Genomic DNA, 20,242 nt, shown 5'->3' with positions numbered 1-20,242 from the left:
GAGTAAGTCAGGAAAACGTGCCCAAAAATAAAAACCGCCTGACTTTCACCATGTCGGTTGCTCAACTGACGTTCAAGGATTCGTGTTTTAAAGGATCTGTGACTTACCTCACGAAAAACGGTGGCGGGATGGTGCCCAACCTTTCGTTTCCACCAACAGCCGTGGTGTGTACAAACGCTGCATCCACTTAACAACCCTCCACATAATAACAATGGAGAACATCAATGAACTCTCTGAAAACGCTCTGGCGTGAGCATGGCAATGGTATTCGCCACACACGCTGGTTAATGTCGGTTCTTATTTTCAACCTGCTGGCCGTAACGACGGCATTTGCGCAAGCACCGGTAAGCACAGATTTTCAGCGGCATGTGGTCGCGGAAGGTCTGGACTTGCCGATGGAATTTGAAATTTCAAACGATGGCCGTGCGTTTGTGGTCGGAAAATGCGGCGCGTTTTACGCATGGAATCTCGATGGCGGTGTCGCGTCCCAAACCTCGACGGTACCCAATGTTCGCTGCGAATTTGAAGACGGTTTATTGAGCCTGGCGCTCGATCCAAATTTCACCATCAACGGTTACGTGTATTTTCAATACACCGCACCCGGCAGCCTGACGCGGGTATCGCGTTACCGGGTGAATGCAAACAACACGCTGGATTTGAATTCAGAAAGTATCCTGCTCGAATGGCAGACCGGCGATGAAGCTCACGGGCACATGGGCGGTTCCCTGCAATTTGATAAGGCGGGCAACCTGATTATCACCACCGGCGACAACAAAGCGGCCGGCGGTTATTTCCAGCCAGCGGCTCAGGAAACCTCCGGCAACACCAACGACCTGCGCGGGAAAGTTCTGCGTATCAGGCCCACCCCAGCCGGCGGCTATACGATTCCAGCGGGCAATTTATTTGCCGGCGATGCAACCCGTCGGCCGGAAATTTATGCCATGGGTTTTCGTAACCCCTTCCGCCTTAACATTGACCCACTGACCGGTTATTTGTATGTCGGTGATATCGGCCCGGACGCGTCCGCGGATAGCGCCGAAGGCCCCGGCGGCCTGGATGAGATCAACGAAATTCGCGAAGCAGGCAACTTCGGCTGGCCGTATATCATCGGCTACAACCAGCCCTATGCCGGCTTCAATCCCAACAACATCGTCAACAATTACAACCTCAACACCGGGGCTACTAACCTGCCCCCATCCAAATCGGCACTGTGGACCATTCGCCACCAGGCGACCATGTCTGGTCCGGTGTATCGTTTTGATGAAAGCATTGATCACGATTTTAAATTGCCCGCCTATTACAACGGCAAATTGATCTTCTGGGATTTCAACAGCAGCCGCTTCTTCACCATTGACCTGGCCGCCAACAATAATCCACCCATCGCCGAACCCATGCCGATCAATACCAATGGTTTCCAGGGCGCCATCGATACCGAACTGGACCCGCGCACCCATCAGCTTTATGTATTGCAATGGGGTTCAGGTTGCTGTGATAAAGAGCCCTACGGTGGCGGCGCACTCTATCGCTTTGACCACATCGGTGATCGCGATAACGGCACCAATATTTCAGTTGGCAGTACGGCCACAGCAACCTCTGCTGTCGGCGGCAACCTCGCCGCCTACGCTGTGGATGGTGACCCAACCACGCGCTGGGAAAGTGCGTCTTCCGATCCGCAAACACTCAACATTGAACTGCAACAGGCATCCACCATCGGCAGTATTGTGATCACCTGGGAAAATGCCTACAGCTCCCGTTACGTGATTGAAGGTTCGATGGACGGCACCACCTGGGATGTCCTGGTGAACAACACCGACGGCCACGGCGGAACGGAATTTCATTTGATCGATTCCACCAAAGAGTATCGTTACATTCGTTTGACCGGCACCGAGCGCGGCACGGGCTACGGCCATTCGATTTATGAGTTTGAAATCTTTGCCGGTGGCGAAGAAGAACCGCCGGAAGAGCTGACAGAATTTGCTTACCTGAATATGCCGCACACCCTGGATACGCAATTTACCGGCGTACCGCGCTTGCTGTCGCAAACCGGTGTGTTCAGCAATACCGCCACTATGACACCGAGCGAAAACCTCTTGCCGTTTGAGCCCAACGCCAAACTCTGGTCCGACCGCGCCGACAAGCTGCGCTGGATCTCCATCCCCGCTGACAAAAAGATTAACTGGCATGCGCGGGACAACTGGACCTACCCGCAAGGCACTGTGGCGGTTAAGCATTTCGAATTGCCTTTGAATGCTAACAACCCGGCCCAGACCAAACGCCTGGAAACCCGACTGATCGTGGTACAAGCCGATGGCAATATTTACGGCGTGACTTACAAATGGCGCGCGGACAATAGCGATGCCGATCTGCTGATGGCTGGTGCGACGGAGAATATTAATATCACCGCCGCCGATGGCTCCACCTGGACGCAAACCTGGGCTTACCCCAGCCCGACGGAATGTATTGATTGCCACAATGCAGAATCTGCGAAGATTCTGGGTCTCAGCACACGGCAGTTGAACAAGAACTTCACCTACCCCGGCATAGGTTCACAGAATCAACTTGCTCATTGGAACAATCTGAACCTGTTCAGCCCGGCGTTTACCAACAGCCAGATTGCCGGCTTCGACAAGATGGTCGACATTGCCGATACCAGTGCTTCGCTTGAGCAGCGTGTGAAGTCCTACATCGATGCTAACTGTGCGCACTGCCACGGTGTCGGCAAAGGCGGCTCGCAGTGGGATGCACGCTACAACACGCCGCTGAACCAGATGCAAATCGTTAACTCCAACACCACGGGTATTCGCAACTACCTGAATGACTATGGCATTAATAACGCCAAGGTCGTGGCGGCTGGCGCGCCGGAAGAATCCATCCTCTATATCCGCGACAAGAGCGTCAATCCGAATGACCGCATGCCGCCTATAGGTCGCGCGTTGGAACACGGTGAATATATCCAGGTACTGGAGCAATGGATCGATAGTTTGTCCGGCGATGGACCGGAAGAGCCCATCGCTGAAGAATTGCTTTCGCGCAATAAACCGGTAACGGTCTCCAGCTACGAAGGTGGTTTTGTGGGCAGCAGCGCTGTCGACGGTGTGGCGACAACCCGTTGGGGCAGCGAATTTGAAGATCCGCAATGGATTCGTATCGACCTGGAAGCGGCTTACCGCATAAGCCGTATCGTGCTGAATTGGGAAGCAGCCTACGGCAGCGCTTATGTGATTGAAGGCTCAACCGATGGCAACACCTGGTCCAACATCGTGACCCGGACCAACGGCACCGGCGGTACGGAAACCTTTGACGACTTGTCCGGTACCTACCGTTATATCCGCCTCACCGGCACCCAACGCGCGACGGTGTGGGGTTATTCATTGTTTGAGTTTGAAGTCTGGGGCGGCACTTCCGCACCGGCGCCGACCATCAATGTACTCTCGCCCACTGCCGGGCAGACTTACACGCAAGGTCAGCCCGTCAACCTGCAAGTGGGTATTTCTGATGCTAACTGGTTCAGCAGTGGCGGTAGCTTCCGCTACATCCTGGACAGCAATAATCCGGTGGAAGTAATCAGCGGTACCACCATCAGCCTGGGTGCCCTGGCGGTCGGCCAGCACAGTGTGCAGGTGCAACTGCTGAATGCGTCCGGCGCCTTAACCGGCACCGCCCGAACCGTGCAGTTTGCGGTTAGCCCGGGTGCACCGGCGGAACCTGAGTTGCTATCCGCCGGCAAGACAGTCACTACGTCCGACATCGAGGGCGATTATGTGGGCAGCAATGCCGTGGACGGCAACATGAATACCCGCTGGAGCAGCGCCCACAGCGACAACCAGTTTATCCAGATTGACCTGGGTGAAAGCATGACCATCACCCGCATCCTGCTGGAATGGGAAGGGGCGTACGGCAGCGGCTATCGTATTGAGGTTTCCGATAATGGCAGCAGCTGGACGCAGATCTATAACACCACCACCGGCAACGGCGGTACAGACGATTTAACCGTGAATGGCCAGGGCCGCTATGTACGCCTGACCGGCACCGTTCGCGCAACCCCCTGGGGTTATTCGCTGTGGGAATTCCAGGTTTGGGGTACCGAACCGGGCGGCACCGATCCAACACCGACACCGCAAATCAGCATCACCGCACCGGCAGCGGGCCAGCAGTATCAGCAAGGCACGGCGGTGAGCCTGCAGGTGGCGATCTCCGACAGCGCCTGGTTCACCAACGGTGGTCGTTACCGCTACGCGCTGGATGGCGGCGCTGCGGTGACTGTGACCAATGGCAACCCGGTGAATTTGGGGGCCTTGTCAGTTGGCAACCACAGCGTGCAAGTGACGCTGGTCAACAACCAGGGCCAGGTCGTGGGCACCAGTAGCTCGGCCAGCTTCTCGGTGCGGGAATCCGGCGGCAGCACGCCGGAGACCCCTGCCCCGACCAAACTCATCCCGGTTGACAGCAGTGCATCCACCTCGGTGGGCGGTAACACCGCTGCCGGCGGCTTTGATGGCAATCGCGCGACGCGTTGGGAAAGTGAATCCGCTGACCCGCAATACTTACAGGCCGACATGGGTGAAAGTGTCTACCTGAGCCGCATCCGCCTGGATTGGGAAGGCGCCTATGCGCGGGCCTACAGTATCCAGATCTCTGCAACCGGCAGCAGCTGGCAGACCATCTACGAAACCGATAAGGGCATCGGCGGCGTGGTGGACATTGCGCTGGATGGCCAGCAAGGCCGTTATATCCGCATCTATGGAACCCAACGCGGTACGGGTTACGGTTATTCGCTGTATGACGTGGATATTTATGGTATTCCCGCCGACGCGGGCGTGGCCTTTATCAATGTCGAATCACCCAGTGCCGGCCAAGCCATTGCGGAAGATCAGAATGTCAGCTTGCAGGTCAGCATTAGCGACAGCAGCTGGTTGTCCAGCGGTGGCAGTTACCGCTATTCATTGGACGGCAATGCGCCAGTGACTTTAGCCAGCCTCACGCCGGTGAACCTCGGCATTCTGCCCACGGGCCGCCACACGTTGCGTGTCAGCCTGCTGGATGACGCTGGTAATGAGGTCGGTATTCCGCGCACCCGTGAATTTACGGTCAACTGCGGCGACAACTGCCCTAACGTGCTGGTGTTCTCCAAAACCTCCGGCTTCCGCCATGGTTCTATCGAGGCCGGTAATGCCATGGTGCAAGACATCGCGGATACTTACGGTTTCGATGTCACCTTCAGCGAAGATTCCAGCCTGTTCACCACCGCCAACCTGGCGCAATACAGCACTATCGTATTTATGAATACTACTGGCGATATCTTCAACACCAGCCAGGAAACGGCATTCCGTTCCTATATCGAAAACGGCGGCGGCTTTGTCGGATTGCATTCGGCGGCCGACACCGAACACGACTGGACCTGGTATACCGATACGCTGCTGGGCGGTGCGGAATTTATCCACCACGGTGATGGTATTCCCCAAGCGCGAGTGGAAATTGAGAAGCCCGGTGATGTGCTGGTTAATCACATCGGTAGCGAATGGACCATTGGTGACGAGTGGTATTTCTGGCGAGATAATCCACGTAATGCTGGCAACATTGAAGTGCTCGCCAATCTGGATCGTTCAAGTTACAACTCGAATTATCCGGTGGAAGATCATCCGGTGATCTTCAAAAATACCGTGGGCGCCGGTCGCGCGTTTTACACTGCCATGGGTCACGTGGATGCCAACTTCTCCGATCCCAAAATGATCGAGATGATTCGCAAGGCGATTGAATGGACATCGGCGGATTAATCCGCCGATAGCCTGCAAAAAATCTGAAATTCTCGCAACAATTCGCGCAACTAAGTCACCCCTTCTTTTCTTAACGAAAGAAGGGGTGACCATTCCCTTCAACATCCATTACACTCCACGCCGCTGCAAAAAATTTGTCGCAGCGCGCCATTAATGACTGCAGACACAACCTTAACGAGTGAAGAGACGCACTATGAGATTTTCGCCACTGCTGCCCATCGCCCTGACCATGGCCTCCGCGCCACTGTATGCTCAGCAACCTAATCAGGAACCACTGCAAGAACAAGTCATCGTAACCGGCACCCACAGTCCGCTCGCAGCGACCCAGGTGTCATCCAGTGTCAGTGTGATTGATCGCACGACGATTGCCCAACTCAACAAAACCAACCTCGCCGATGTTTTACAAACGGTGCCCGGCGTACTGGTTGAACGTCAGGGTGGCCCTGGCGGATTAACCGTTGCCTCGATTCGCGGCGGCGAATCCAATTACACCATGGTGATGGTGGATGGTGTTGCCATGAACGATCCGGGTAATACACGCGGCGGTGCATTTGATCTCGGCAACATCAATGTGGATTCTATCGAGCGCATTGAAATTGTGAGCGGCCCACAATCAGCAATTTACGGTGCCGATGCTTTGGCTGGTGTCATCAATATTATTACGCTGCGTCCGCAGGATGGTCATCAACAAACCTTGTCTGCTGCTGGCGGCGATGAAGGTTATCAACACATCGGTTTAGGCGCGTCCGGTAAAACCGACCAATTCGATTATTCATTGCAATTTCGCGCGCGCGACAGCGGCGAGCCGGTGGAAGGCAGTGAAGCGGAAGATAATGAAGCCAACCTGCGTTTAGGTTGGCAACCCAACGACGCGCATTACATTTCTGTGAGCTACCGTTATTTTGATGGCGAGCGCAGCAGTTATCCCGAACAAAGTGGCGGGCCGTTGTTCGCCACATCAACAGAACTGGATTTCACCGATTACACCGATGAAAGCGCTGCACTCACCTGGCAATATCAGGTCACGGAATTCTGGAAAAGCCAACTGCAAGCAACCCGCTATCAACGCGAAGAAGATTACCAATCACCCGGTATCGCACCCTACACGGCTGTGCCCGCCAACGGCGCGCAAACAGAATTCACGCGCGATCAAATGTCCTGGATTAACACCCTCGGACAGCAAGGAAAATTCTGGGCTAACCTCGGCGTAGACCAGCGTAAAGAAGATGGCGACAGTCGCGGTTATCTCGATATCGGCTTCCCCTTCCCCACCGACTTTTCTCTGGAACGCACCACCGACAGCGGCTTTGTTGATCTGAATGCACAAGTTAACGAACGTTTATTATTACAAGGCAGCCTGCGCTACGACGATCCGGAGAATTTCGATAGCCAAACCTCCACCAAAGTTGGTGTACGTTTTGCGCTTACCGACGCTGTCACCCTACGTTCCAGCTTCGGCGAAGGCTATAAATTGCCGAGCTTTTTTGCCTTGGGTCATCCCTTGGTCGGCAACCCCGAGCTGCAACCGGAAAAAGCAGAAAGTTGGGATCTCGGCGTTGAATGGCAAATGAATGATCAATTGTTTAGCAGCCTGAATTATTTCAACAACGCTTACCGCGACGCCATCGACTTCGACAGCGAATTATTTACCAACGTCAACCGCGATCGAGTCGACACCAGCGGCGTTGAATGGCAAGCCCAGTGGCAAAGCATCGATGGCCGCGTCGGTGTACGCACTCATGCGACCTATACGGATATTGATGTGAAAGACAGCGTCTCCATCCTCACCGGCCGTCCACAAGCCCGCGCCGGTGTAACGGTAAACTGGCAAGTGAATGACAGTTGGAACACATCAGTGGATTACCAATGGGTCGACGAACAGTTTGCCAGCAGCCAGCACACCGGCGACACCGTGTTTGAAAAACTGGATGAATACCATCGCGTGGATGCGAATGTGTTCTGGAATATCAACGAGGTGGTGAAAGCGAATTTCACGCTGGAGAATGTGCTGGACGAGGAATATCAAACTGCTGTTGGCTTCCCTGCTCCGGGATTATTGTGGCGAGTGGGTTTGCGTTGGCAATTGGCTAATTAAGTAATGTAAGGATACCGGCTAGCGCGGTACGTCCTGCTTGTTACCGCGAACCAAATGCACCGGCAAAGGATTGCCGCGATAGCCGTTGTAATAATAAGAAACCCCGTTACCGAAATGCACGGTCTGCGCATGCTCCGGATATTTTTCGTAAGCGGAAACTGACCAGTAAGGTGTCTCTTGAGTATTGGAAAAATACGGCTTTATGTCAGAAGACTGCTGCAAGGTGTATAACTGCTTTAACTCATCAATGGTTGGTACGCGCCAATCGGTGAAACCACACAACGCATTTTTGTTAGCCGCTTTTACCAGTGCGTTCCAGTCATCAAAAGCCATGCTCCCGACTTTATCAGCGCCTACCCCACCCCAGCGAAAGGTTTTATCTTTTCCGTGCAGGCTGTCGTCGTCTGTTTTTAATTCCCATACCAAACTGGTTTTATAATCTTGCAGGCAGCGCGGCGTGTTTGACGATGGATCACCTTTCGCATCCAAAGTAACGACAGTCTCTTCCGATGTTTCTTCTGATGTATCGGCGACAAGATAATGGGCCATTGTGATGGCGACCATCCCAGTAATGAAGACGATCTGCTGGGTGCGGTTCATTATTTTCATGATTAATTCCGGTGTGATATTGACCGGAATTAATCATAACCCAACTAAAGCACAGCTTCTATGACGGCCCCCGCAGTAGGAATGATTAATGAATCTCCAGCCTCATAACTTGTCTGGCTTTTTTCGCATAGAGGCCTTGTGCACCGGCAATGTCCCGCAGCAAATCGCTTGCCCGCGCTGGTTCACCGCAAGCTCGTAAAGCAAGGGCCAGGTAAAAGCGAATGCGTTCATTGGTTGCATCCTTGATATAAAGTTGTTCCAATTTTGCCAGGGCCGTGGCGGGGTTATCCAGCGACAACTGCAACACCGCGAGATCTAGTAACGTTTCCTGGTCGCCAGGATAATGGCGTAACAGTTCCGCGAAAACCGCTTCAGCCTCTTGCTTAGCACCCAAGGCAATGTGCACCAGGCCCAAATGACGTAAAGCAATATGGTCGTCCGGTTTGATAGTCAAAGCGCGTTCCAACGCACTTTGACAACTACCGAAATCCTTACGCAAAAAATAACAGACGCCCAACTGTGCCCAGGCATCGACATCAATGGGATAGTTACGCAACACCTGTTGATAGAGCTCAATCGCTTCGTCAAAACGCCTCTGGGCCGCGATTGCCGTTCCCAAACGAACCATGAGGTGTGGTGTATGCGGGCGAATGCCCAAGGCACGCAGCCAACTGTATTCGGCGCGCTGAAAATTACCGGCATGTAAACAGAATCGTCCCAGATTATCCCAGGCCTGTAGGTTTTCTGAGTCGAGATCCACCGCTTTTTCCAGATGCTCCATGCCCTCTTCCGCCGAGCCGAGATTCATCAGTACCTGACCAAGATTACTGTGAGCCATGGACAAGTCCGGTTTTAAATCCAGTGCGGTACGCAAATGCAACAATGCCTCATCCCAGCGCTGGCATTGACCGTAAATAAACCCCAAATTATTGTGCGCTGTGGCATTCGCCGCATCTACCGTCAGCGCAGCCAGGTAAGCAGATTCGGCCGCTTTTAAATTGCCATTTAAATGCGCTTCCACACCGGCTCTGATTTGTTCAATTGCTGTATTCATTTAGGCGATCCTCGCAATAAGTCCACGGAGTAATTGGTTGGTGTCGATATCCGGCACTTCAAATTCCACATCATCAAGAGAAATATCAAAGGGCTCACCTTCTTTATAATGAATCGGTAAGCGAATACCAAAACGGTAATCGGAACCAAAGGTGTAAGACGCAAATTCCCATCGCTCGTCGTACACACTGAAGCCCAACGCGCGCACGCTGACATAGCCACCGATATCAAAGGTGAAACTCGGTTGTGCATGTACCGCCACTTCCGCTTCGATATCCAGGCCTGTAGCCGGTGTCCAGTCCACATGCACACCTGCTTCCGCCGCGCCTTCGATACCGAGTGTGCCGCCAATGTCCAGACCACCGGTTGCACTGGCACCGGTGATACCCAAACCGATGCCCGCGCGCACCGATAAACGTAAGCCGGCATTGGCAGGAATATTGAGATGGGCATCGCCTGTGATATGCGTATCTTCTTCGTGGTCCGGGTTGTAAGTCACGCCCAGGCGTAATTGATCGATCACACCGGGACCGATACCCGCCGTCGCACTCAAGCCCCCACCGATCTCCGCCACAATGCCGGGGAAAATCGGTGCTTGCACGGCGATGTTAAAGATGGATTTATTGATCTCGCGCCGCGCAAAAATTTCCAGCTCATCGGGCAAACCGATTTCACCGGTCACGGTAATTTCCCCGTTTGGAGAAAACTGTACACCGGCGGTTGCTTGCAGCCAGGGGGCGAGCTGCAAGGAAAGCGAACCGCCACCGTAAACAATCAAGGGATTATCCGGCTCGGCGGTTTCTGAAAGTGTTTGGCCATCTTCGCCGACACTGCGGTTCGTGACGCCGGCGTTGACCCGACCGGATAACATACCGCGCGAATAATCTGCTTCAATTTCGGCGGTGAAGGCGCCGTCGTTGTAGCTGACTGTTAATTCCGAGTTGATACCAGGGATAGAGGGAACAGCAGTTCCGGAAGCAGCCACCTTCCAAGTATCCTCTTGTTTATTAAGCGTAACCTCTATATTTCCGGACTCGATTCCGGGAGTATCGGCGTTAAGTTGTAACTCTCCGCCAATGGTAAGTCCTTCTTCCTCCGAGTAACTAATATCCAAACCCGCCTGTTGCACGCCAGGAATATCTGGCTGGATATCTCCCTCCGCAGAAAACTCATTATGTCCAAAGGTGACAGTAAGATTTGCTGATCGGATACCACGAATCTTATCGGGCTGATCTATTCCAATTTCTCCTGATCCTCCGAATGCACCCTCTCGGTACCAGATATTAATCCTTGCTCTATCAAAAAGTTCTGAATCGAAATCAAATTGCCCTGCTGCTGAAAATCCCGTGCGTTCTGAAACACTTACTTCTAAATTTCCTGAGCCTAATTGATTAACCCCAAAATCTATTCTGCCGGAGCCACCGAAGCCATCACGAGTGCTGTAGAAAAGTGCCAGAGTACTATCATCAATAGTTAATCCAGGTATGGGAATATTCAACGCACCTGTCGAATATTCGACTTGAAATCGCAAATCATCACCTTCCAGTATTATGGAAATCGGAATGTTAGCCAAAAGGGGGATTGTTGGACTGATCTGGCCTTCGGCATACAATCCACCATTGCGCAGTTCGATTGACGGAAAGCTTACTGGGCTGAGGTGCGTAAAACTCGTATTTAAACCTGGAATTTCTCCAGGGGATGCACAGTAGGGACCGACAGCTTTCAGGGGTATAGTGACAGGTTCATCGGTTCTGAAATTGTTGGGTAAATTCCAGGTTGCCTGAATACTACCGACATCATTTCCTTCAACGCCCTGTTCGACGTTGCTGTTCAATTCAAACCGATTGATATTAAGGCCAGCCATCGCCTCTCTTAGGCGTCGATTTGCTGGTTCGAAATTCAAATTTGGATAACGATAACGAGCTATTTCAATTCCACCTGGACCAGAAGCCAAAACAAAATTACCCGAGCTTCCCTCCAGCCGTGTAGCTGGCGCGGGCTCTATCACATCCAAATGAGCCCCTTCCTCTATTTCTGCACGCGTCCACCAATCATTATCATTTCCATCCCTTCCCTCTCCTCGAACCATTTCCGTAAATGTAATGGTATGATTTTGTAAAAATGCTCTCCGTCTGTTTGCTTTAGTTTCGGAAGATAAGGTAGAAAACGCAGGATCTTGCGCCTGTAGAAAACCGTAAACCTTTTCATAAATTTTTGTTTTAATCGTAGCTCCTGAGCTAGCGTTAGGTGCACCCTTTAATAATTCGAGATTGCCAGCGACATTACCCGCGTTCCCTGTCGTGTCCCCATAAACCTGTAGTTCTATCATATGATCAACCTGAAACTTCTGGTCTCGCGCCGTTAGATAGTTCCCTCTCCTGTCCCAATCGGGGATAATTAACTGGTTTCTAATGCCTCGCCACTGTCCGCTAATTACCTGCCCACCCGGCAAAGAAAAACTGACGTGAGCATGAGAGGACGTAGGTATCGTAAAATCAGATTGAGGATCTGCCCTCTGCATTTCTGCACGAATTTTCTGAGCAATAGTATCTTCTGTAAGCTGTACATCACGTTTCCATACGTTTACCTGCTCTTCACTAGTATTTCTACGATAACCAGCAGCCCGTCTTGCACCATGTCCCGTGTATAGCGCGGCATGGCGGTGCTTTATTGGCGGCAACTCAAGCCTGCTCAATTCATTCAATTTTGTTTCTGCCTCAGATCCGGGTGTAACAGCAGGTCGTGGGTTTACCTCTCGAAAAACTTTCCTGGCAACATCGCCCCCCTGCTGAACCACATGCGTCAACTCATGCACCAGCAACTTCCTCCCGGCTTCCGTCGTAGGCGCATATTCACCGGCGGCGAAGAAGATGTCGTTGCCTACGGTGAAGGCGCGGGCGCTGAGTTGTTTGCATAGGGCGTCGGCGTCGCCGCTGGTGTGGATGGAGACGCGGGAAAAATCGGCGTGCAGTTTGCCTTCCATTTCCTGGCGGATGTCGTCGGCCATGGGGTTTCCCTGGCCGCGCAGGGATTCTATTTTTTGTTCAGTTTCGTCGGCGACGACGGGTGTTTCGGGTGATGCGGCTTCTGTATCGGTTTCGGTCGTCGCGGGCTCTTCCTCCTGTCGATAAAGTTTTGTTTGTGCGGTAAGGTCCTCTTCTTCCGTGCGTGCAGCTTTCGTATCCAAATTTTCCGCTTCCGCACGGCACAATTTGGTGTGCGCAGCTTCCGGTTCTTCTTGCATCCGGGAAATTTTGGTTTGCAGGGATTGTGGTTGCTCTGCATTATTCTCTGGCTGGGATGAGCCCGGCGGTGCTGTTTCGTCGACTGCGCGTGCTACACCTTTCGGCATACGGCTGACTTCGTCGGCTACGCGGTCGGCTTCCTGTTCCTGGGTGTCGCCCGGTGTACTGACGGCCATCTTGGTTTGCAGGTAGGCTGAGCGCATCACCTTGCGCTGCGCTGGCGACTCTTTTTTCTCTTCGGCCTGCCGGTTGGCTGTTTTATTGTCGTGGCCGCCGGATTTTCCTGAACGCTTTTTTTGTGCAAGTGTTGCCATGGTCGGCGTCCTTTACTGTGTTGCCAATGATTGCGCCAGATGTTCAAGTTTGGTGGGAATGGCTTTACCCAGTTTGCGGTATTCATCCATCAAGGCGCGCAACAACATAGCAGGAGGAATCGTTTGATTTTCCCTCGTATTGATGTGTGTTGCTGCGGTGAGCACAGCGTTGCGAATAAAGCCGCCGGGCAGTTCTGAATAGCTGGCGAGCAGTTGGCAAAATTGTTCGCCGGGATTTCGCGCACCGAGATGGGATTGCCAGATCAGGTAACGCTCGGCTGCTGCCGGTGGGATAAATTCAATAATGGCATCCAGGCGGCGGGTGAACGCTGAATCAATACGGGAACGGCCATTGCTGGTCAGGATTGCAATGCCGGGATGGGTTTCGATGCGCGTGAGTAGATAATTGGTCAGCATATTAGCAAAACGATCACCCGCGCCACCTGTGTCCGTGCGTTTGCCGAATAACGCATCGGCTTCGTCGAGCAACAATATTGTGTCACTCGCTGCTGCTTCATCTAACAACAGGCCGAGATTCTTTTCTGTCTCACCAATGTATTTGTTCATTACCGAGGCCAGGTCTACCCGATACAAGGGTGCACCGAGTTGTGTTGCAATGTAACTGGCGGCCAGCGTTTTTCCTGTTCCACTTTCGCCGGAAAATAACACTCGAATTCCTAAATTTACCGAGGACTGGGCCGTGCAGCCCAAATCCTGCCATAAGGTTTCGCGCTTTTTACAACGCTGGATTAATTGGTGTATCTGTTGGTTCACGCCCGCTGGCAACACCAACGCATCGCTATCCACCTGACGCAACACGGGCTGTGCCAATTGACGTAACCGATGATTCCCCTGATGAAGACGTGAGCTCAGAATATGCTGACGCTTAAGCGGTTGTTGTTCGCGGGCTGCCTGGACTTGTGCCATCTGTGACAGCGTCTGGATGCTTGAGCCGTCGATCAACGATGATTCCGCCAGTTCCTGCGCAAGCTCTGGCGATGACAAATAGTTCTGCCACAACATCTGCCGCTCCTGCAAAGTAAAGCCGGGAATATCCAGCTCTACCGGCGCTCGCGCCTGCACAATACCCTCGTGGCCACAGAGCATCACTTGCGCCACGGTGGCAGCATCGGGCACTTGATAGATCTCCCCTGGACCAAGCACCGGTTCAATAACGGGAAGCCATTTGCCGTAGGTGGCGGCAAGGTGTAAAGCTTTGTCACGCGCCCATAAATCCGGAGTGATTTTAATTGGTTGAATATTCAGATAACGGGCCAGCTCGCTGGCAACATGGACAGCGGTGGCACGCGCACCACGTAGTACAATTGTATGGGCACGACCTAACCGAATGTGCTGCGCAATGATCGCAAGCGATTGTTGCAAGGCTTCAGGCACCAGCGGCTCATCACTCGTAAGCCGAGTCGTACCGGGCCAGGACACTCTCGCCCCGGTCAATAGCGACCATAATAATCCATCAACCTGCAAATGGCGCAAGGGCCAGGGTTCATCGCCAACGACTTGAAGCAAGCCCGCGTTGACCAGGGGATGGTTAACAAGCTCAATCGGCGAGACATCTGCATCAAATAAATCATTTAACAACTCACACACAAGATGCAGGCGGGGACGCGGATGCTGATCCGGTGTTTGTAGTTCTGCGAGCGCCAGGTTAAGCCAGTAACTGTTTTCTACTTCGCCGCACAAGCCAAGTAAAAACAGATCTGCCAAGCCAAGCTGATAATCCTTCAGTACCTGTTGCAGCGGTTCAGATAACCTGAGGTGCTGAATGCGCGTATGAGAACGCACCGTTGCCCAGTCGTAACGGGAAAGCTGCCAGTAGCTTGCCAATTGTTGCGCGTGTTCCGATTGTGTAAAGGTAATGGATGGCGATGCGAGGCGCGTGCGGCCGAAATCACTGATGCCTGCCAGAATCCACTGAGAAAAAAACGATTCATGCTTTGACCGCGCATCGTGCGCTGGTATGGATGAAATCCTGACAGTGCTGTTCATGGGTTTGGGTCTCACATAGGATTTAACGGTAAGAGATCCGGATCAGTGACATAGTGATACTTGACCACCTGCCCCAGCCAGGGCTGCCACCCGGGATTGATATCCAACCCCAGCAGACGCAAAGGCAGTTGTATCGACGACACATGAAAATACACATTGATGTACGGCAGGCGCTGCTCGATACGCGCACGCAACAGAAAAAAATCCGCATTCCACTGCAGGTGTTGATGAAAACGGTGTATTACCTGCGGCGTCAGCTTTTCGGCAAGATGCGCTGCGGATTGTAAAGCGCCCTCTTCTGCGGGCGTTGCCAACTGGCTGTCGAAAAACTCCATTAACCCCGCATCCTTACCGCACCCCAGCATATGCGCCATATGCTGGATAAGCTGCCAGGGGGCCACCTGGTTTACCTGGATTTCGTCAGTACATTTAGTCAGTAGCAAGGCATTGATCAAGAAAAAAATACCGCCGTATTGGGTCAGGTAAATGTCATGATCCGGCAAAACGATAGTTTCAACATCGGTTAATGAGGCAGATGAACCTGTAGCGTCGGGAGAAAAAACCTGCTGTGCTTGGCCAGCAACATTTTTGGTTGTGATCTCGGCGTTTTCCAATCTGGCAGCGGGAATACAGTTCCCTTCCATCTCAACCGTTTGAGCGGCGTATTGCGTAACGTGTTGCTTATCCACAGATTTTGTATCGTCTTGAATAACGCCACAAAACCATTGTTGCCAACGCACTGAAAAATGTCGATCCGGTAATTTATGCGGGTAAATTTTCCAGGCGCAGATCAATGAAATTAAAGCGATGACATCGGCATTATCCAATGCATCACGTTTGAGCGAGATCAGGGTGTCGGCCCATTCAGAGAAGACCTTCTGGCTCTCTACAGAAAATTGTTCCTGCGAAAAATTATTACTGTTTGATGCGGTGGGCGAATGTCCCTGCCACTGTGTGACAGCACAAAGTCCCCGGTAAATATCGCGAACATTGTCAGCTCCCACTGTTTTAATCAGTGCGGGGAAATAATGCGCACGATTCAGATGGAATAACACATCGGGCAAATCAAACACATTTTCCTGCAAGAGATTACGCAATATAGCTGTGGGCGTTGATGCAGGGTGGATAAATGTCTGCCAATACCAATGCTGATAGTTATTGCGTAAGAGATCCAGACAAAGGTAAACCACTTGTTCAGTGCGGTGACGAAAATAAATAATGTCCGCCGTTTGTGCGTCCGGCTGCGAGATATGCACTGCGTTAGCCACCAGCTGGCGAGCCATGGCGGCAGCATCCGCACCCAATTGCCACCAGGGGCCGCGCACGTCAATGCGCCGGATAACCATCAACCTTTCGTCATCTTCTGCTGGCCAGGATTGTGCTTCCAGAGAGTGCAGCAGCGCCTCCCGGTGATGAATTGCTCCGCTGAGCGTCATACGTTGAATGGCAACACCACGAGCGTCCATTCCACGTTACCTTTTCTTGCCCGGCATCATATAGCCGGTAACGGTGTAAGCCGTGGAAGGTACTGCATCTTGCGTTATCAGTTGGGTCAAGGTGGCTACTGCACCCTTATCATCAAAATCGTCGATCCTCAGCGTGCCGATCAGGACATTTGCCGGGCTCACCATTTGCAATAAAGTACCCGGCAAGGCTTCCTTGTTGAGCGTTAAACGCAGCGCCTCACCGATAACAAAACGTCCCGGCACCGTTGCCAAATTACCACGTAAAATCTGATCGGGATCATCCGCTGCGGCGAGCATCAAGGTCGCGCGAATTAAATTGCGTACGGCGGAATGGCTTGTACTGCTGGCGTTAGTGGTGAGTTGCCGCCACCACCACTGGATTAATTCTACCAGCGTGCGAATACCGTTAAGGTCTTTGGCTTCCGCCTGCCCGATACCCGGCCATTGCGTGGGTTGCTTTACATTAAGCGTATCCAGTTCAGCGGCTTCGGCCCATTGCAAACGGATAGACGGCGCAACCTTACGCAATTCTTTCAACAGCGAGTGGGTAGCCTGGTCCAGTTTATTACGCTGGGTTTCAGCCAACCCCCGTAGCCGATGGGGTGGACCATTCAACAAATCTTCCAGCGAAATCAGTTGTGCAGCATTGCGCTGGTATTCAAGGATGGATGCGCTGGGAATAAACGTTTTGTGAAGTAAGTCGCTCATCAACATCTGGTTCTGGTTGCGCAAGCGGCCCAGCTTTACCGAAACCATCTTGCTGTCTGCCTGGTAACTCTGGTTGATGCGATAACCCAGGCGAGCCTGGCGCACACCGAGCATACGTTGCAATTGCGGACGGGTTGGCAAGAGCGTGTACTGGTTGTGCAGGCTCACCCAATCATTCATGGAAATATCCAGCACCGCTTCCATAAACACCTGGAGATCTTCCGGCAAATCGATGTCTTCCAGGGGATAACCCGGCACCAGGTCATCCAGACTGCCGTAGCGCAGGGGCAAAGGCGTTACCGGGCGGAGGTTGATCGGCGTTTCGCGGACGCGGGCGTAGAACAAACCTTTATGGTTGTTGAGAATACGGGCGCGCTCAGCGTAGGCTTTTTCAACATCGGCCCAGTTTTCGGCCACCAGCAAGCGTACGACTTGATAGTCGCCTTCGCTGCGGATACGTTGCCGGTTCAGGTTAGCGAGCGTCTGGTGGTGTTGGGGAATCTCGGTTTCCACTTTGCCCAAGGCGGTGCGTTTTTCGGCGAGGATTTTTTGTTGGAATTTGTGCAAATTGACCAATTCGCGCCGCAGCCGCTCGATTAACAGAATATCTTTCCGGATAATCTTGCCTGTTGAAAATAACGCGGTATGGTTGTTAACTTTCATTCCTTCAGCTAATGCCTTAGGATCTAGAGGTGGTTTTCCGGGCTCATCGTACGCTTCTAAATTTTTATAACTTTCCCAAGGATCATCCCTTGGCTCCAAGCTCTTGGATACAAAAGAAAAGTTGTAAAAATTATTATTCTTGTAAACCCAGCTATCTTTTATTTCGTCAAAAAACTTTTTTAGTTTCCCGACAATGGTTTCTTCTTTATTTAAATCAAACTCTCCACGTAAATCATCAATTCCATTCTTTGCGTTCAAAAAATTTATATCGGCAACATTAATATGGGAGATCGTACCGAACTTTTCATTCGGCTTTTCAAATACCTCACTGTCAAAGAATTTTGCGGTATATATCGGACTCTTATTTAGTACTCCAATATATTCATTGATACTCTGCCCTTTGTCTGTCGTCAGGTATTTGGAATCAAGGTATTGCGTGGACGCTTTATATTCAAACACCTGAGTGGTTTCAGCTGTTCCCTTGATTGCACCTAACAGCAAATTGTTCTTTTTACTGATTGCCATAACACACCCCTACTGAGGTTCAGGTTCGTCATCTTTAATGAAGGCTTTATAATCAATGCTATCGCTCCAACGCATCAAATTAAGGCCGCTGCCGTCACCGATAACACCACTGGCAAGCCCGGCAAAGGAGACAGTAATCGAATCCAACTGTTGACGTTGAAGCAACAGGAAGTCACTGACCTCATCAATCAACTCAGTACTGCGACTGATAAAGTTCTCAATGGTCTCTATTTCATACAGCAAGTTTTCCCGCTGGCGATACAGGCCATCACTGACTGCTTGCTCTACGGGGAACGCCGGCTCCGGCGATGTCAGGAAAAGCTCGTCCCAATTCTCATCGGATATCCGCGCACTGATAGCACTGTAGGGGCGCGGTAAGACTTCCGATTCTTGCATCTGCAAACGGCGCTGGGATACCAGCTCTGAAAAATAACTGAGGGTGGCTTGCGGCGCCGGTTGGCTGACAGGTAAGTCGGCGAGCCTGCGCTCTTCACTCGTTAAATCAAAATAATCGTTAACGGGTCCGGCGACTTTGTAAATCTGTTTAAGCACCGCTAGCTTATCTTCTTCGGTAAAATCGCTCGGGGTGCGGGTGATGTTTCCATACAACAAAAAATATTCAATGGCCCAGGCGTTGTAATCGGAGGCCGCTTGCACATAGCGCTCGTGCAGCTCATTGAGCAGTGCCATATCAATATCCGGCAGGTCCAGCAAATCAGCGCGGTAATCATCCGGTTCCACCGCGACCATAATGCGGATACGGTCCTGTTGGTTATGTACAAGGTCAATCACCCCGCGATGTAATTCATGCTGGATAACACCGTCAACACTGTTGGCCGGCACCGCCACCAATTCCATTTGCAAATCGCGGGGATTGAAATGCAAAACCGGCCGCTGCCAGAGATTGCTGTCGTCTTCGCTTTCGCGCCCGGCGATATCGGTGATTAAATCCTGGGGAAAGGGGCCGGCAGCAGGCAGATAATCAACGCCGGTAATGGTGGCCAGGTTATCCAGCGTTTCTCCATCCGTATGATCATGACGCAGTTGGCTTTGCAGAACCTGCCAATATTTCAAGATGTTCTGGTAAACATTATCCGCTTCCGCATCGAAGCGCCCTACCCGGTTTTCCGCCCATTGCAACTGGTCGTCGACAATCTTTAGCAGACAGACAGGGACTGCACCGGTATCGATATCGAAGGGTGAATCGGACAGGGAACGAACCAACACGCGCATGGCTGCGCGGTTTTTTTCCATGGCCATCCAGGAAGCCGCCTTGGATATAAAATGTAAATCCAGGGTCGCGAAGGCTTCCAGGCGACTGTCGCGCAATGGATTAGGCTCTGTGCGTGAACAGGGATCAGCGCCTTCACTCTCATCCAGCAATGCAACTTGCCGCTTTACCGTCAGAAAATAAAACCCCTCAACCGGCACCGATTCATGATCTTCCGGTGTAATGCGGTTTTTATATTCGTCAATCAGCGAATTCCAATCGAGCCGAATAGGGAAATTAACATGCACAGCCCGACCATCGCCCCCGACACCCAAACCGGGGCGCACGTTGATATCAATACTCTCGTCCGTTTCGGTGATGCTCACATCAAGGCCGTAGACAATGCCCGGCGGCGCGCTGCGCAATAAATCCTCGCAACGCTCGTCGACATATTGCTGCATCAGGTCAAATTCCTGCTCTGACAGATAACGCCCGGCAAAATAATGCAGGCGCCGGGTATTGTTGTCAGCGATAACTTTATGCAGTTGTAAGCCTTGGGTTTCCATAATCTGC

The 20,242-nt window shown here is 52.2% G+C and carries 9 protein-coding genes; 2 read left to right on the top strand and 7 right to left on the bottom strand.

What is annotated here, in order from left to right:
- Window positions 1-224: 224 nt before the first annotated feature.
- On the top strand, window positions 225-5,774 hold the full coding sequence (locus ACSV5M_RS03030) for a discoidin domain-containing protein (RefSeq protein ID WP_439174089.1): 5,550 nt from the start codon (window positions 225-227) through the stop codon (window positions 5,772-5,774).
- 193 nt (window positions 5,775-5,967) lie between these two features.
- Window positions 5,968-7,869: a TonB-dependent receptor plug domain-containing protein gene (locus tag ACSV5M_RS03025; RefSeq protein WP_439174088.1), complete on the top strand. Its 1,902-nt coding sequence runs from the start codon at window positions 5,968-5,970 to the stop codon at window positions 7,867-7,869.
- Window positions 7,870-7,887: 18 nt separating this feature from the next.
- Here the strand turns inward: ACSV5M_RS03025 and ACSV5M_RS03020 are convergent, their stop codons facing one another.
- The 7 genes from ACSV5M_RS03020 to ACSV5M_RS02990 form a co-directional block, all read right to left on the bottom strand.
- The gene (locus ACSV5M_RS03020) at window positions 7,888-8,478 is read right to left on the bottom strand and encodes a DUF1566 domain-containing protein (protein ID WP_439174087.1); all 591 of its coding nucleotides are present in this window, start codon (window positions 8,476-8,478) and stop codon (window positions 7,888-7,890) included.
- Between the two features lie 85 nt (window positions 8,479-8,563).
- Window positions 8,564-9,532 (bottom strand): tetratricopeptide repeat protein, encoded by a 969-nt coding sequence (locus ACSV5M_RS03015; RefSeq protein ID WP_439174086.1) that lies wholly within the window; start codon window positions 9,530-9,532, stop codon window positions 8,564-8,566.
- Entirely contained in the window at window positions 9,533-13,090 is a 3,558-nt protein-coding gene (locus ACSV5M_RS03010; RefSeq protein ID WP_439174085.1) for an eCIS core domain-containing protein, read from the bottom strand.
- Window positions 13,091-13,102: 12 nt separating this feature from the next.
- Window positions 13,103-15,097, bottom strand: a complete 1,995-nt coding sequence (locus ACSV5M_RS03005) for an ATP-binding protein (RefSeq protein ID WP_439174084.1) — start codon at window positions 15,095-15,097, stop codon at window positions 13,103-13,105.
- A gap of 11 nt (window positions 15,098-15,108) precedes the next feature.
- Complete coding sequence (locus ACSV5M_RS03000; protein WP_439174083.1) at window positions 15,109-16,563, bottom strand: hypothetical protein; 1,455 nt, start codon at window positions 16,561-16,563, stop codon at window positions 15,109-15,111.
- 6 nt (window positions 16,564-16,569) lie between these two features.
- Window positions 16,570-18,459: a hypothetical protein gene (locus ACSV5M_RS02995; RefSeq protein WP_439174082.1), complete on the bottom strand. Its 1,890-nt coding sequence runs from the start codon at window positions 18,457-18,459 to the stop codon at window positions 16,570-16,572.
- Window positions 18,460-18,468: 9 nt separating this feature from the next.
- A complete protein-coding gene (locus ACSV5M_RS02990) occupies window positions 18,469-20,235 on the bottom strand; it encodes a hypothetical protein (protein ID WP_439174080.1) in 1,767 nt (588 codons plus the stop codon).
- Window positions 20,236-20,242 lie beyond the last annotated feature (7 nt).

It is taken from the genome of Cellvibrio sp. ARAG 10.3, from assembly GCF_051846955.1.
Classification (GTDB): domain Bacteria; phylum Pseudomonadota; class Gammaproteobacteria; order Pseudomonadales; family Cellvibrionaceae; genus Cellvibrio.
Note: the sequence above shows the minus strand (reverse complement) of the source record. Positions and strands in the feature narration are given on the sequence as shown.

What these genes read in the sequence shown, in the direction of transcription:
- ACSV5M_RS03030 (WP_439174089.1), top strand. Translation starts at nt 225, where the DNA reads ATGAACTCTCTGAAAACGCTCTGGCGTGAGCATGGCAATGGTATTCGC.
- ACSV5M_RS03025 (WP_439174088.1), top strand. Translation starts at nt 5,968, where the DNA reads ATGAGATTTTCGCCACTGCTGCCCATCGCCCTGACCATGGCCTCCGCG.
- ACSV5M_RS03020 (WP_439174087.1), bottom strand. Translation starts at nt 8,478, where the DNA reads ATGAAAATAATGAACCGCACCCAGCAGATCGTCTTCATTACTGGGATG.
- ACSV5M_RS03015 (WP_439174086.1), bottom strand. Translation starts at nt 9,532, where the DNA reads ATGAATACAGCAATTGAACAAATCAGAGCCGGTGTGGAAGCGCATTTA.
- ACSV5M_RS03010 (WP_439174085.1), bottom strand. Translation starts at nt 13,090, where the DNA reads ATGGCAACACTTGCACAAAAAAAGCGTTCAGGAAAATCCGGCGGCCAC.
- ACSV5M_RS03005 (WP_439174084.1), bottom strand. Translation starts at nt 15,097, where the DNA reads ATGAACAGCACTGTCAGGATTTCATCCATACCAGCGCACGATGCGCGG.
- ACSV5M_RS03000 (WP_439174083.1), bottom strand. Translation starts at nt 16,563, where the DNA reads ATGGACGCTCGTGGTGTTGCCATTCAACGTATGACGCTCAGCGGAGCA.
- ACSV5M_RS02995 (WP_439174082.1), bottom strand. Translation starts at nt 18,459, where the DNA reads ATGGCAATCAGTAAAAAGAACAATTTGCTGTTAGGTGCAATCAAGGGA.
- ACSV5M_RS02990 (WP_439174080.1), bottom strand. Translation starts at nt 20,235, where the DNA reads ATGGAAACCCAAGGCTTACAACTGCATAAAGTTATCGCTGACAACAAT.